This window comes from Anaerobacillus sp. CMMVII (genome assembly GCF_025377685.1).
Lineage (GTDB): Bacteria > Bacillota > Bacilli > Bacillales > Anaerobacillaceae > Anaerobacillus.
This window is the reverse complement of record NZ_JACEHK010000001.1, coordinates 17,366-32,536: the sequence shown is the minus strand read 5'-3', so window position 1 is coordinate 32,536 and position 15,171 is coordinate 17,366. Positions and strand designations below refer to the sequence as shown.

Annotated in this window: 11 protein-coding genes, 1 pseudogene and 1 other annotated feature; all 12 genes and pseudogenes read right to left on the bottom strand. The window is 37.3% G+C overall.

The window, feature by feature from the left end:
* Positions 1 to 89 precede the first annotated feature (89 nt).
* Positions 90 to 1,010, bottom strand: coding sequence for an oligopeptide ABC transporter permease (gene opp4C, locus H1D32_RS00120; protein WP_261176212.1), 921 nt, complete (start codon positions 1,008 to 1,010; stop codon positions 90 to 92).
* An 11-nt stretch (positions 1,011 to 1,021) separates the two neighbouring features.
* Complete coding sequence (locus H1D32_RS00115; RefSeq protein WP_261176211.1) at positions 1,022 to 1,969, bottom strand: ABC transporter permease; 948 nt, start codon at positions 1,967 to 1,969, stop codon at positions 1,022 to 1,024.
* 285 nt (positions 1,970 to 2,254) lie between these two features.
* Positions 2,255 to 3,922: a peptide-binding protein gene (locus tag H1D32_RS00110; protein ID WP_261176210.1), complete on the bottom strand. Its 1,668-nt coding sequence runs from the start codon at positions 3,920 to 3,922 to the stop codon at positions 2,255 to 2,257.
* A gap of 70 nt (positions 3,923 to 3,992) precedes the next feature.
* Positions 3,993 to 5,008, bottom strand: a pseudogene (locus H1D32_RS00105) (ABC transporter ATP-binding protein).
* A gap of 2 nt (positions 5,009 to 5,010) precedes the next feature.
* The gene (locus H1D32_RS00100; protein ID WP_261176209.1) at positions 5,011 to 5,988 is read right to left on the bottom strand and encodes an ABC transporter ATP-binding protein; all 978 of its coding nucleotides are present in this window, start codon (positions 5,986 to 5,988) and stop codon (positions 5,011 to 5,013) included.
* 784 nt (positions 5,989 to 6,772) lie between these two features.
* Positions 6,773 to 7,546 carry an ABC transporter permease subunit gene (locus tag H1D32_RS00095; protein ID WP_261176208.1) on the bottom strand — a complete coding sequence of 258 codons (774 nt, stop codon included), beginning with the start codon at positions 7,544 to 7,546 and terminating at the stop codon, positions 6,773 to 6,775.
* Between the two features lie 115 nt (positions 7,547 to 7,661).
* Positions 7,662 to 8,585, bottom strand: coding sequence for an ABC transporter permease subunit (locus tag H1D32_RS00090; RefSeq protein ID WP_261176207.1), 924 nt, complete (start codon positions 8,583 to 8,585; stop codon positions 7,662 to 7,664).
* Positions 8,586 to 8,677: 92 nt separating this feature from the next.
* Positions 8,678 to 9,952: a serine--tRNA ligase gene (serS, locus tag H1D32_RS00085; RefSeq protein ID WP_261176206.1), complete on the bottom strand. Its 1,275-nt coding sequence runs from the start codon at positions 9,950 to 9,952 to the stop codon at positions 8,678 to 8,680.
* A 194-nt stretch (positions 9,953 to 10,146) separates the two neighbouring features.
* Positions 10,147 to 10,390, bottom strand: a binding site (T-box leader).
* Between the two features lie 38 nt (positions 10,391 to 10,428).
* On the bottom strand, positions 10,429 to 11,022 hold the full coding sequence (gene pdxT, locus H1D32_RS00080) for a pyridoxal 5'-phosphate synthase glutaminase subunit PdxT (protein WP_261176205.1): 594 nt from the start codon (positions 11,020 to 11,022) through the stop codon (positions 10,429 to 10,431).
* Positions 11,023 to 11,102: 80 nt separating this feature from the next.
* Positions 11,103 to 11,987, bottom strand: a complete 885-nt coding sequence (pdxS, locus tag H1D32_RS00075) for a pyridoxal 5'-phosphate synthase lyase subunit PdxS (RefSeq protein ID WP_261176204.1) — start codon at positions 11,985 to 11,987, stop codon at positions 11,103 to 11,105.
* A 201-nt stretch (positions 11,988 to 12,188) separates the two neighbouring features.
* On the bottom strand, positions 12,189 to 13,541 hold the full coding sequence (locus H1D32_RS00070; RefSeq protein WP_261176202.1) for a D-alanyl-D-alanine carboxypeptidase family protein: 1,353 nt from the start codon (positions 13,539 to 13,541) through the stop codon (positions 12,189 to 12,191).
* A 98-nt stretch (positions 13,542 to 13,639) separates the two neighbouring features.
* Positions 13,640 to 15,097 carry an IMP dehydrogenase gene (gene guaB, locus H1D32_RS00065; RefSeq protein WP_261176201.1) on the bottom strand — a complete coding sequence of 486 codons (1,458 nt, stop codon included), beginning with the start codon at positions 15,095 to 15,097 and terminating at the stop codon, positions 13,640 to 13,642.
* Positions 15,098 to 15,171 lie beyond the last annotated feature (74 nt).

The following is a 15,171-nucleotide window of genomic DNA, read 5'->3' as shown; positions in this document are numbered from 1 at the left end:
TTAAACATCATTTTATCGCATACATATAGATGCTTTTAAAGCACGAAAAAAAAGCTAACCTTTAAGGCTAGCTTTTTATAAACAAGTATTTACTTTTCTGTTACACGCGGATCAAGAGCATCACGTAAGCCATCACCAACAAAGTTAAATGATAATACTGTTAGTAAAATCATTACACCTGGGAATGTTGGATACCACCAAGCAGTTCTAAAGATCGTTACACTCTGAGAATACGTTAACATGTTCCCCCATGTAGAAGTTGGTGGTTGGACACCTAACCCTAGGAAACTTAACGCCGATTCTGCTAGAATAAATCCACCTACCGCAAGTGTTGCTGCTACGATAACAGGTCCAAATGCACTCGGTAAAATTTGTCCGAAGATAATTCGTGTATTCGACATCCCAATTGTCCGGGCTGCTAAAACGAATTCACGCTTCTTTAAGGTTAAGAACTCTCCTCGTACTAAACGTGCTGTCCCTGTCCAACTCAAGAATGCGAATACCATAATTAACTTATCAATACTTGGCTCTAGTACGGCAACCAATGTTATTAATAAGAAGATATTTGGGAATGAAATGATTACATCAACGAGTCGCATTAAAAATGCATCAACTAAACCGCCAAAGTAACCAGCAATTGCTCCTACTGTCGTTCCGATTGTAACTGCTCCAACCATCGCAACAAAGCCTACGAATAAAGAGACTCTCCCACCAAATAAAAGACGACTAAAAATATCTCTTCCTAAATGATCTGTCCCTAATAAAAATTCCGCACTTGGTTTAGCCAATCGATTCCGTAAGTTTTGAAAATCTGGATCATGTGGTGCAATCCAGGGAGCTAGTAAAGCACTAGTAATGATAATAAATAATAAGACTAGTCCAATCACAGCTAACTTATTTTGAAAGAACTTCGCTACAATAATCGATAAGAGAGAACGTCGTTCCCCAAGCGTCTGTTCAATGGCCACGTTTCCAACTTTATTTGGTAGATTTAATTCTGGTTTTCCCATTCGGCCACCTCCTAGTACTCAATTCTTGGATCCATAACAGCATATAAAATATCTGCTATTAGGTTACCAATTACCGTTAATACAGCACCAAACATGGTGATTGCCATAATAACAGGGTAGTCCCTTTCAAAGGTTGCATCAATAAATAATTTACCGATTCCTGGCCAACTAAATAATGATTCTACGATAACTGAACCACCAATGAAAGTTGGTAACATTAAACCGAAGATTGTAATGATAGGAATAAGTCCATTGCGTAAACCATGCTTATAAATAACCGTACGTTCACGGAACCCTTTAGCTCTTGCTGTACGAATGTAGTCTTGATTAATAACTTCTAACATACTAGAACGAGTGTAGCGTGTTAAACCCGCCATATCAGCTGTCGCTAAAACAATTGCTGGTAAGATTAAGTGATGAAGGCGGTCTAAGATACTAAAATCTGCATTTAAAGTCGAAACCCCACCTACAGGTGTCCAACCGAGTTGAACAGAAAATAACATGATAAGCATTAACCCCAACCAAAAGTTTGGTGTAGCTAATCCTAAAAATGAAGTAATTGTAACTCCGTAGTCTAATTTAGAGTACTGTTTGGTAGCTGATAAGACTCCGAAAGGAATTGATATAATGACTGCTAGTATTGTTGAAAACAACATGAGAATTAACGTGTTTGGTAATCGATCTAAGATCATATCTTTTACAGGTTGTTTCTTTGTAAAAGAAGTACCAAAATCTCCTTTTACTACATTCCCCATCCAAATTAAATATTGTTCATGAGGTGGTTTATTTAAACCTAACTTTTCCATTTGCTTTTCACGGTCTTCTACAGAAATATCTGGATCCAAATTCATGACTGCAGGCTTTCCAGGTGCCGCATACATAATAGCAAAGGAGATAATTGATATTCCAAATAGAATTGGGATCATCATTACTAATCGGCGAATAAGATAAGTCGTCATGTCATTACCCCCTTACATCAATTTAATAGAAAAACTTGGCTTATCACCAAGTTTTTAATGGCGAAAGCCCTAGTTTTTCTTATACTTTAATCCTTTATATACCGTTATTTTTTAAAGTATTAGAAAAACTTGGCTACCGCCAACCGCGGGAGCCTCAGTTTATTCATGTTAATTTACAAAAGCACAAGGCGCCTGTAGCTAGACATCAAGTACTAAAAACAGTTATGTTTTCTTATCTGACAAGGAATAAGGGGGACAATTGTCCCCCTTGTCCTTACAGTCATATTAGTTGTTGTCGATCCACCACTCGTTTAATTGGTAGCTGTTTGAACGTGGGTGGTGAGTAAAGCCTTGGATCTTCTTATTTAATGCAATGAATTGTTGTGGGTAGTACATGTACGTGTATGGTTGCTCTTCAGCTAAGATTTGCCATACTTCAGCAAGTGCAGCTGCACGTTCTGTTTGGTCTAGAATTTTTGTATTACTATCAGAAATTTCGTCAACCTTATCATTTCTGTAGCTAATGTTGTTTAATCCGTTTTCGATTTCTTTTGAATGCCAGATTGCACTTGGATCTGGGTCAAGAGCTAAGCCCCAAGCTAATACTACAGCATCAAAGTCATAGTTTGGAGGGTTGATCTTGTCTAAGAATGCGCCCCACTCCATTTGTTCTGCTTTCACTTCAATACCGATGTTTCCTAGGTATTGTTGAACGATAATTCCGATGTCACGACGAACTACGTTTCCATCGTTAGAAAGAATTGTGAATGAGAATTTTTGGCCGTCTTTTTGAAGGATGCCATCAGCACCTGGCTCCCAGCCAGCTTCAGCTAATAAAGATTTTGCTTTTTCTGGATCGAAGTCAAACTTTGGAACATTGTCATTGTACGCCCAGCTAAGCGGTGATACAGGAGCATGCGCTACTGTTGCGTTACCTTCCATGATTGTGTCAACGATTTCTTGACGGTCAATTGCATGTGTTAAAGCTTGACGAACTTTTACATCTTGGAATAATGGATTTTGTAAGTTCCATCCAATATAGTCATAACGTAAAGCTAAAGTATTAGATACTCTTGCATGATCAAATGTTTCAATTGTCGCTAACTCAGCTGGTGGTGCGATCATCCAATCGATATCACCAGTTTGCATTAATAATACTAGAGCATTTGAGTCAGAAGCGAAACGGAATGTTACTTTATCTAGGTATGGACGACCTTCGAAGTACTCATCAAACGCTTCTACTACTAAGTTTTGTCCAGGAGTCCAGCTAACAAACTTAAATGGACCAGCACCAATTGGGTTCTTTTGGTTGAACTCTTGATATTCACCTAAGTCAGCAACAGGAACATCCCCAAGGATATGCTTAGGTAAGATACCATAACCAGCTAATGTTGGGAAACGAGCATCAGCTTCAGATAATGTAAACTTAACTTTGTATTTTTCGATTGCTTCGATTTTTTCTACGTTAGAAAAGCTTCCTGCACGTGGACCAGCATAGTCTTCATGCTTGAAGATATTATAAGTAAATTCTACGTCTTCTGCAGTTAATTCAGTTCCATCGTGGAAAAGAACACCTTCACGAAGTGTATAAACCCACTCTAATCCATCTTCAGAAACTTCTGGGTGATCAACTGCTACACTTGGAACGATCTCTAAATTTTCGTTAGAGCGTACTAAACCTACAAATAATAGATCAATTACATCACTTGATGCTGAATCTTGAGAGTAGTTACCGTTAAAAGTAACAGGCTCACCAGAAGTACCTAATACAATGCTTCCACCTTGTACTGGGCCTTCTTCTTTTGGTTCCTCTTTTTCTTCATCTTTTGGCTCCTCTGCTGGAGTCGTTGGTTCTTTCGGGTCTTCAGTGGATGTCTTGTCTCCACCACATGCTACTAAAAAGATAGATAGCATGAAAATCATACTTAACAAAATTAACAGTTTCTTTTTCAAAGTCTTTTCCCCCTTCGGAATATTTTGAATATTTCATGTAGAGTTGGACTCTATCAATCTGCCATCATACTTATTCGTATAAATGGCAAGCGACAAAGTGACCAGGCTCTAACTCTTTCAACATAGGTACGGCTTGCTTACAATGATCCATTGCCTGTGGGCAGCGTGTATGGAATACACAGCCTGCCGGCGGAATTGAAGGACTCGGAACATCGCCTTTTAAGATAATTCGCTCGCGCTTTACCTCACTTGGATGCGATTTTGGGATCGCTGATAATAAAGCTTGAGTGTATGGATGTAGTGGATTTCGGTAGAGTGTTTGCTTATCCGTTACTTCCATCATCCGACCAAGGTACATAACCCCAATCCGATCAGAAATATGTTTAACTACAGCTAAGTCATGGGCAATGAATAAATAAGTTAACCCAAACTCTTTTGAAGATCATCCATAATATTTAACACTTGCGACTGGATTGAAACATCTAACGCTGATACTGGTTCATCACCGATTATTAGTTTCGGATTTAACGTTAGTGCCCTTGCTATTCCAATCCTTTGGCGTTGCCCGCCGGAAAATTCATGGGGATAGCGATCTCTGAGTGTTGGATTAAGTCCAACTCGATCTAATAAATGTTCTACTCTTTCCTTTCGCTCCTTTTTCGAATAAAGGTTATGTACACGAAAGGGCTCCTCTAAAATTGTGCCCACAGTTTTGCGGGGATTTAGTGAAGAGTATGGATCCTGGAACACCATTTGGATATCTCTTCGATAGGGTCTAAGTGCTTTTTCAGGAGTATTCGCTATATCTTCTCCCTCAAACAAAATTTCACCAGCTGTTGGTTCATAAAGTCGAATGATTGCTCTACCAGTGGTAGATTTACCACAACCAGATTCACCAACAAGGCCAAAAGTTTCACCTTTTTTTATAAAAAAACTAACATCGTCTACGGCCTTAACATGACCAACAGTTCGTTGTAAAATCCCAGCTTTTATTGGGAAATACTTTTTCAAACCTTTTACTTCCAGTAAAATATCCGATGTAGCGTCTTTTTTTGAATTCACTTTTGTATCAGTTACCGTGCTCATCTTTAGTTAACTCCTTCCTCATGCAAGAAGCAACGCGACTTGCGGCCTGGATACACTTCAATTAAGTCAGGTTGGCTTTCTAAACACTTTTGCATCACATGTTCACAGCGTGTAGAAAAACGACAGCCTTTTGGGAAGTTATCTGGTGAAGGAACATTCCCTCCAATAGAAGTTAACCGTTCTTGATCTTCTTCTATTTTTGGAACTGAGCTTAGCAATCCTTGAGTGTATGGATGTAACGGTCGATCAAAAAGCTGAACAATCTCTGACTCTTCAACTACTTGCCCGGCGTACATAACCAATACACGATCAGCTAGTTCAGCGACAACCCCTAGGTCGTGCGTAATTAAGATAATCGAAGAGCTAAACTTCTTTGATAATTCCTTCATTAACTCTAAAATTTGGGCTTGGACAGTTACATCCAATGCAGTCGTTGGTTCGTCAGCAATTAGTAGCTTCGGATCACAACTCATCGCCATCGCTATCATAACTCTTTGTCTCATCCCACCAGACAAACGGTGTGGATAATCATCCAAAATTTCTGCAGCACGAGCAAAGCCAACTATTTTTAGTAGCTCAACAGCCCTTTCCCTTGCTTCCTTTTTCGTAATCTTTTTGTGATAGATTAATACCTCGGTAATTTGCTCACCTATTGTTAAAACTGGATTAAGTGATGACATTGGTTCTTGGAAGATCATCGCTATATCATTTCCACGAACTTTATACATCTCATTCTCACTTAAAGAGACTAGATCTGTGCCATCAAAGATAATTTCACCTTCAACAATTTTGCCACCTGGCTTTGGAACAAGACCCATAATTGATAATGATGTAATACTCTTTCCTGAACCCGATTCACCAACAATCGCTAATGTCTCACCTTTTTTAACTTTAAAGTCTAATCCATCAACAACAGGAAACACTTTATCCTTTGAAAAAAAGTGGGTTTTTAAGTTTTTAACTTCTAACAAAGTAGACATCCAGTTGCTACTCACCACCTTACTTAAAATCCTATAAAACTATTAACCTTTTTAAATATAATTAAAATTCACAAAAAAGTCAATTTTCTAAAATAGTTTTTTAGAAATAACAATTTATTATATTCTGAATATTACACCACCTTTAATGATATGTCAATAAAATTACAATTAATTTAGAATTTTCTAAACTAGTTAGTAATAATCAGTCTTCCCCTCATTACATTTTAGTAACAGATGGTTTAAAATCTCTTAGTCTGTATAGTTTTCTGACCAAAGATTTTTTAAGATATACATTTGTCTATATCAGAAAAACATTACCTACCTAAATTGAATAATTATAAATGTTTGTTATCTATAAAGAGAACTATCGTTTTTTAAATTTAATCCTTTATGCATATACCCTTATATTCAAAAACTGGGCGAAATTAATCTAAACAACATTAATTTAGATTGTTCAGTGTAATTCATAATTCATTATTTCCACCAATAAGTTCTAAATGTAGTTAAGTAAAATATATTCGCAACTACATTTAGATTGCTAGAGCTCGATTAAGGTAATCTTGAAATCCACTCTGTTACATAAAAAATATATGTAACAATCTTGTAATAATTACCTTTAAATTAGGTCATTAAGTTTTATTATGGTAGCTACATACATATTTTTGTATTTATATAAAAACTTATTGATTTACTATTAAACCGAATGCTCTGTTAAACCAAAAAAGATGTTTTGTGTATGATGAATAATTACACAAAACATCTTTCGAAAAATTCTTTAATTTAATTACTGTCTTCGAGTAAAATGTGCCCTTAATCCTTCTCCAATGAAATAAAAGCTAATAATCGTAAATGTAATGGCTAAAGCGGGGAAAAAGGTAATCCATGGAGCTCTTCTTAGTGTTCCTCTTGACTCACCAAGAATCGACGCCCAATTATAACTACTGTTTTGCAATTCCCCTGATACATTCGCTAACTGGATCCAACTTTGTTCTATAAAGATACTAAAAATTCCTAGTTGCCCTATCAAAAGCATCACCTTACCTAGATCAAGAAAAAAGTTGGTTATAATAGATGGCAACAATGCTGGTAAGTAGTATCTCCAATATAGACCTAGCTGACTATTCCCAATCGTAATACCAGCCTCTACAAAAAGTTCATTTGAAAGCATAAACCCTTCCTGTTGAATTAAGTAACTGACCCTTCCTACTTCAATCAATGCCAGAATTAAAATGACGATTATTAAACGATTTTCAGCAAAGATGACAAAGGGAAGATTCATTAATATGACTGCCGAAAAGATGGTTGGTAAAGCCGAAAATACACTGTTCCAACTAGTTAATAGCCAAAAGGTTGGCCCCTTTTGTTTAATTGCACTAAGCGCTAAAGGGATAGCAACTGCATAGCGGATAACTGTAATAAGTAAGACGAGTATAAGCGTATCCTTTGTCCCTAAGACAATCAAAGAAAGTAAGTCTCTCCCTAATGTATCGGTTCCAAATGGTTCAAAGGGGTTCGATAAAGATGGTGGAAACGGGGCTCTCGAAAAGCCATCCTCCATGCGAAGCGTTTGTTCAGTTATTCTTTATCAACGAACGGAAGGTAAGGTCCAATTACCATCATAGCTACGACAAAAAGAAGCATAGTCATACCTATATAGAAATTCTTCTCCTTAATCATAGTTGCTCCTTTCTCCTTGGATCAAGACGATTACTTGCCCATTCACTGATAACTCTACTTAAAAGGACAATGAGTAAAAAGCATAAAGAGATGCCAATAACTAGTTCTCCTTCAAACTTTGAGCGTTGCCCAGCTACCATCACACTTGAATAATCTAGCGCTTGAAAAAGCCGGAATGCTGCGCCTTTATATCCTAATAAAAACTCAACCATGAGTAAATTTGACAAAATTAATAACATCACAGAAGAACAGTGGGATAATATCAAGGCATAGCAATTACGCAACACATGGCGATATAATACCATCTTCTCTGTTAAACCTTTTGCCTTAGCGACTTGTATGTATTGCATTCCTACTTCATTTGTCAAAGCAGCTGAAGTGATTCTAGCAACATACATTGATGGGTAAATCGAAGCAATCATAGAAGGAAATAAAAAGCTATACCACTGCCCTTGGCTAAAAATTGGAATGAACGTCATGTATGTAATAATAAATAAAACTGTAAGGATAATTAAAAAGAAATCCGGTATTGCTTGGAATAAGAATGTTGTTCCGTTACCTAGGAAACTAGTTTTTCTACCAGATTGTCGGAAGTCAAAAATACCTTTATATATACCGAAAACCATACTTATCATAAATGCTGCACCAATAACTTTGAGACTTGCTGGCATATAGCTGATAATAACTTCCTCCACTGATTGCCAACCTTGGGTTTCTCCTAGACTCTTCGTTTCTATCACATTAGTAAAATACATTTTTACATTTTGGTAATAACTCTCCCATGAAAATTTATATTGGTACTCCATCACACCATCAACTAAAGTCATCTCAGCGTTACGTGGAATTAAGACGACCAAGATAATTAAAACCATGACTACCAAATACATAAATATTGACCTGACTAGTTTTCTTGTTAACATTTAACCACCCTTGTAACTGGAAAATATGGTACCAAGTAACCATATCATACAAAGAAAACCGTGCCAGGAAAGTGTCACGGTTTTCGAAATATTTATTTAATTAAAGTTAAACCACCCATATATGGTACTAAAACTTCTGGTACAACAACGCTTCCATCTTCTTGTTGGTAATTCTCTAATATAGCTGCTACGGTACGTCCGACTGCTAAGCCAGAACCATTTAGAGTATGAACATATTCCGTTTTACCTTTTGCTTCTCTTCTAAAGCGAATGTTTGCTCTTCTAGCTTGGAAATCCTCAAAGTTACTGCATGAAGAAATTTCACGGTATGTTTCATAGCTAGGAATCCATACCTCAATATCGTATTTTTTGGCTGCTGTAAAACCTAAATCACCTGTACACATGCTCAAGACACGATAAGGTAGTTGTAATAACTGTAGAACCTTTTCTGCTTGACTAGTTAAAAGCTCGAGCTGTTCATAAGATTCCTCTGGCTTAACAAAACGTACTAACTCAACTTTATTAAATTGGTGTTGGCGGATTAATCCTCTCGTATCTCTTCCAGCAGATCCTGCTTCAGAGCGAAAACAAGCACTGTACGCTGTATAGGCAATTGGAAGCTGGTCGCCATCAATAATTTCATCACGGTGCATGTTTGTCACCGGCACTTCAGCTGTAGGTACTAAGAAATAATCTTCTTCTCTAATTTTAAAAGCATCTTCTTCAAACTTTGGAAGTTGTCCAGTCCCTGTCATACTCGTGCGATTTACTAAATATGGCGGCAGTACTTCTTCGTATCCATGCTCATCTTGATGTAGGTCCATCATAAAATTAATAAGGGCTCTCTCTAATCTTGCTCCCTTCCCTTTATAGAATACAAAACGGCTTCCAGTTACTTTCGCTGCTCGCTCAAAATCTAAGATCCCCAAATTTGTTGCAACATCCCAATGGGGTTTTGCTTCGTATGAGAAGCTCGGTAACTCCCCCCATGTCCTAATTTCAACATTATCATCTTCAGTTAATCCAACTGGAACACTTTCGTGAGGGATATTTGGAATTGTCATTAAAATCTCATCTAATTGCCCTTCAACAATACGTAGTTCTTCATCAAGGTCTTTAATTATATCTGATACTTCTTTCATCTCTTTGATCAAATGATCTGCATCCTGCTTTTCGCGTTTTAGCTTAGCCACTTCTTGAGAAACAGAATTACGTCTGCTTTTAAGTTGTTCTGCCTCGACTATAAGCTCTCGTCTTTTTCGGTCTAAATCTCCAAAGAGGTCTAGATCTGAGATCTTCTCACCGCGATTTTCTAACTTCTTTTTCACTTCTTCGAAATTTGCTCTCAATACTTTTACATCTAACATTGCATTTCCTCCTTCATAATTCTAATTAATCTATTTTGATGAATTTCATAATTCATTATTTTCGCTACTAAGTTCTAAATGTAGTTGCTTAAAATACATTCGGACTTCATTTAAATTGATATAGCTCAGTTTAGGTAATTATGAAATTCACTTGAAAAATAAACCCAAAAACATCAAAAACTCCCGTCCCTAATAAAAGGGACGAGAGTTAACCCGCGTTGCCACCCTAGTTGCAGGAAAAAGCCGTTCCGGCTTTTTCCTGCCTCTTAGCATCTGAATAACGGAAGATGAACCGGAACTACCTAATGGAAGAAGCATGAATTCTTCGTTCAGCAATCTACTCTGGGACGGATTCACATAAGCACTTCATCGGTTCACAGCAACCACCGACTCTCTGTAGAAGAAACAAATGTTACTATTTCCCTTCACCGTATGTTTTATATAACCAATTTACTTAATTATAGGTTTTCCAACACTTAAACATTTAAACATTTGGTTTTGGTTTCTTTAACAATATTAACAAAATATTGATGGAAACGTGCATCACTTGTCAACTCCGGATGGAATGAACAAGCTAAAAATTGTTCTTGGCGGACTGCCACAATCTCACCTTTATACTTAGAAAGGATTTCAACGTTATCACCTACAGATTTAATTAGTGGCGCACGAATAAACACAGCCATAATATCCTCAGCGATTCCCTTGACCATTAATTCAGCCTCAAAGCTTTCACGTTGTCTTCCAAAGGCATTGCGCTCGACTTCCATATCAATGATTTCTAAATGACCTTCGTTTTGACCAACAAGCTGTTTAGCCATTAAGATTAACCCAGCACAAGTACCAAACATTGGTTTACCTGCATTAGCAAACGCTTTTAATGGTTCGAAAAAGTCATATTTATCGATGAGGCGTCGCATTGCCGTACTTTCACCACCTGGTAAAACTAACCCATCCAAGTCATCAAGTTGTTCAACTTTCTTTACGACAACAACTTCGACATCTGGTGACTGCAGAGATTGTACGTGTTCACGCACGGCGCCTTGCAGCGCAAGTACTCCTATTTTAACCATTTCAATGCTTCCTTTCAAGAAAGTGTGAAGCATCGCCAATTGGCTGAAGCTAGACACCTTTCGATTTTATCAATGAAATTTTACCAACCACGTTCTTGCATACGCTCTGAAGGATGTAAGCTTGAAATCTCAATCCCCTTCATAGGAGTACCAAGTCCTTTTGATAACTTTGCAATTAGTTCATAATCTTCGTAATGAGTTGTAGCTTCAACAATTGCACGCGCAAATTTCTCTGGACTCTCTGATTTAAAGATACCTGAGCCAACAAATACTCCATCTGCACCTAACTGCATCATTAATGCAGCATCTGCTGGAGTTGCTATTCCACCAGCTGCAAAGTTAACTACTGGGAATTTCCCTTCTTCTTTGATTTGAAGTAAAACTTCAAATGGAGCACCAGTGTTTTTGGCTTCCGTCATTAATTCATCAGTTGACATCCCAATAATATTACGTATTTGCGCTTGAATCATGCGCATATGTCTTACTGCTTCAACAATATTTCCTGTACCAGGCTCACCCTTTGTACGGATCATTGAAGCTCCTTCACTAATACGGCGTGCCGCTTCACCTATGTCACGAGCACCACATACAAATGGAACTGTAAAATCACGTTTATATAAGTGGTACACTTCATCAGCAGGAGTTAATACTTCACTCTCATCAATGTAGTCTACACCCATAGCTTCTAGAATTCTTGCTTCTACAATATGACCAATACGGCATTTTGCCATTACTGGAATAGACACAGCAGCCATTACTTCCTCAACGATTGTAGGATCTGCCATACGAGCTACGCCACCAGCTGCACGAATATCTGAAGGCACTCTTTCAAGAGCCATGACAGCAACTGCACCAGCTTCTTCAGCAATCTTTGCTTGCTCAGCGTTAATAACATCCATTATTACGCCACCTTTTTGCATTTCAGCCATTCCACGCTTGACGCGATCAGTACCTGTTTGAACCATATGTAATTCCTCCTATCAAATTATGTATCCTACAGTTTATCAATTGCTTTACTATACATATTGTAATTCATTTTACCAAAGTATCAAGTAATATCAAGTTATGAGTTATGAGTTTTGAGTGCAGAGTTTTGAGTTACTAGTACAAGCTTCGAAGCTTTTCTAGAATAACTCATCACTCATCACTCAAAACTCGGAACTATTTTATGAAAAAATCCCTTTTACTGCATTTGCTACGCTTGTCCAAATCCCAGAGAAAAATCCACCAATGGCTCTCATAGTTAACGAGAACCAACCAGCTTTTTCTACTGACTCATTTAGAATAACAGCTACTTGCTCACTAGCGGCTGCTTCTGAAATGATAAACTCATGGTTAATATCCCCATGGTAATTGACTTGCATATATCCAACCTGTTGCCCCTTTTCAAGTGGCGCAACTAGTTTTCCCTCTTCATCGAAAAAACTCTCATCAAAAATAAATTCTACAGAGTAAAGCTCTTCTTCGCCATTTTTCATCATAATAGCTAAGTCTTCAGCTGTTGAAATAGCAACTTCGCGCTCTTTCCCTTTTGAGACAGCTAATGTTTCAAAGCCTTCAATTTGGAAACCAGCTGGAGTAATCTGTTGTTTTGAAAAATTATTAAAACCATAGTCCATCATCCGCTTTGTTTCATCGAAACGCTCTTTTATTGAGTCTGTTTTCATAACAACTGTAATCACTCGTTGACCATTTTTAAGTGCAGTCCCTGTAAAACAATATCCTGCTGCATTCGTAAAGCCCGTTTTTAAACCATCAGTATACTCAAAACCATAAACAAGCTCTGGTAACATGAAGTTCCAATTTTCCATAAAAATTTGGTCAGCAGTACCCTCTTTAAAATTCTTTCTAGGGATACTAGCCGTTTCTAAAACCTCTGGGTAATCGTTTATTAGTTTAAACGCCAATGTTGCAGTTGCTCTTGCAGTCATTAAGTTCTCGTCAGATTCTGAAGTGCCTTCATAACGCATATTTGCTGGTACATACTTATTAGGTAAACCAGTTGAGTTAACAAATTTAAAATCCTGTCCTTCTTGGCCCATCCCCAAATTACTAGCTGTTTCATTCATTAGCTTTATAAAAGCTGGGTACGAACCTGAAATTAATTCCGCTAATGCCATAGTTGCTCCATTAGCTGAATATATAGCTACTGACTCATATAATTCTTTTACCGTATATTGTTCATCTATTCGTAAGTGAACATTAGATAAAGTAGTATTATGGGAAACTGCAGCTACTTCTGTACTAATTGGAACGGTTTGATCCCATTTAATTCGCCCCGTATTAATTGCTTCTAGCACAAGATATTCACTCATCATTTTTGACATACTAGCTATTGGTAAAAGTACATCGATATTTTTTTGAAATAGTATTTTACCTGTTTCTGCGTCTAACAAAATGCCATTGTAAGCATTTGTGTCAAAGTTCGCTTTCGTTTGAGCTGGAAAGCTGAATGTTGACATTAGTAATAGGAAACTTAAAAAACTTGCGATTATTACTTTGCTTATATTTTTATTCATGTTATAACTCCTCTCCAACTTCATAAACGTAATTTTAACATAATTAAACCAAAAAAAATAGACAGGCACCGAACCTGTCTAATGGAAATTATTGAGTGCTATAGTGAATAGTTTGGAGCTTCTTTTGTAATTTGTACATCATGAGGATGACTTTCTTTTAAACCTGCGTTTGTAATTTTTATAAATTGTCCGTTCTCACGTAAATCATCTAACGTTTTTGTTCCACAATAACCCATACCTGCACGAATACCACCCACTAACTGGTGAATTGTATCATGAAGAGGTCCTTTATACGGTACCCGACCCTCAATTCCTTCTGGAACAAGCTTTTGATTATTTTCTTGGAAATAGCGATCCTTACTACCTTTTTCCATAGCTCCTAATGAGCCCATTCCGCGATATACCTTAAACTGACGTCCTTGATAAATTTCACGATCACCAGGGCTTTCTGATACACCTGCTAGAAGACTACCAAGCATAACTGCATGACCACCAGCTGCAAGTGCTTTAACGACGTCACCAGAATACTTAATTCCTCCATCAGCAATAACAGGTATGCCGTGTTTGTTTGCTTCATTTGCACAGTCATATACTGCCGTAATCTGTGGGACTCCAATTCCAGCAATAATTCGCGTTGTGCAGATTGAACCAGGACCAATACCAACCTTAATAATATTTGCACCAGCTTCAATTAGATCTTTCGTTGCTGCTGCAGTTGCAACATTTCCTGCAATAATATTTAAATCTGGGTATGCCTCTCTTACTTCTCTAACTTTATCAAGAACACCTTTTGAATGACCATGAGCCGTATCTAAGACAATGACATCTACGCTTGCCTCAACAAGAGCTTTTACTCGTTCCATAGTATCAGCGGTTACACCTACTGCAGCTCCAACGATTAATCGCCCTTGATGATCTTTTGCTGAGTTTGGAAACTGAATGACCTTTTCAATATCTTTAATTGTAATTAAACCTTTTAATACACCTTCATTATCTACTAATGGAAGTTTTTCAATTTTATGCTTTTGAAGAATTTTTTCAGCATCTCTTAATGTTGTACCAACTGAAGCTGTTACTAGTTGATCTTTTGTCATTACAGTATCAATCGTAATAGAGTAATCATCAATAAAACGAAGGTCGCGATTCGTTAAAATTCCTACTAATTTCATTTGCTCATTAACGATAGGAACACCAGAGATACGATATTTTGACATCAGTTGTTCTGCATCAGAAACGAGAGCATCTGGGGTTAAATAGAAAGGATTTGTAATAACACCACTTTCCGACCTTTTTACACGATCAACTTCCTCTGCTTGAGCTTCAATCGACATATTCTTATGAATGATGCCTAAGCCACCTTCTCGGGCAATTGCAATCGCCATTTTCGCCTCAGTAACTGTATCCATTCCTGCACTAATAATTGGGATGTTTAATTTTAATGTTTTTGAAAGGGTCGTACTTACAGAAACATCCTTTGGAAGAACTTCTGATCTAGCTGGTATTAATAAAACATCATCAAACGTCAAACCTTCTTTAACAAACTTATTGTCCCACATCCAACTCATCCTCTCACGATATTCTCTTAAAAATATTATTAGTAGCTTATCAATTGGTTAAACTACTGTCAAGA

Bases quoted from the DNA above. Each gene is read 5' to 3' on its own strand.
- opp4C (WP_261176212.1), bottom strand. From the start codon at position 1,010: ATGGGAAAACCAGAATTAAATCTACCAAATAAAGTTGGAAACGTGGCC.
- H1D32_RS00115 (WP_261176211.1), bottom strand. From the start codon at position 1,969: ATGACGACTTATCTTATTCGCCGATTAGTAATGATGATCCCAATTCTA.
- H1D32_RS00100 (WP_261176209.1), bottom strand. From the start codon at position 5,988: ATGTCTACTTTGTTAGAAGTTAAAAACTTAAAAACCCACTTTTTTTCA.
- H1D32_RS00095 (WP_261176208.1), bottom strand. From the start codon at position 7,546: ATGGAGGATGGCTTTTCGAGAGCCCCGTTTCCACCATCTTTATCGAAC.
- H1D32_RS00090 (WP_261176207.1), bottom strand. From the start codon at position 8,585: ATGTTAACAAGAAAACTAGTCAGGTCAATATTTATGTATTTGGTAGTC.
- serS (WP_261176206.1), bottom strand. From the start codon at position 9,952: ATGTTAGATGTAAAAGTATTGAGAGCAAATTTCGAAGAAGTGAAAAAG.
- pdxT (WP_261176205.1), bottom strand. From the start codon at position 11,022: ATGGTTAAAATAGGAGTACTTGCGCTGCAAGGCGCCGTGCGTGAACAC.
- pdxS (WP_261176204.1), bottom strand. From the start codon at position 11,987: ATGGTTCAAACAGGTACTGATCGCGTCAAGCGTGGAATGGCTGAAATG.
- H1D32_RS00070 (WP_261176202.1), bottom strand. From the start codon at position 13,541: ATGAATAAAAATATAAGCAAAGTAATAATCGCAAGTTTTTTAAGTTTC.
- guaB (WP_261176201.1), bottom strand. From the start codon at position 15,097: ATGTGGGACAATAAGTTTGTTAAAGAAGGTTTGACGTTTGATGATGTT.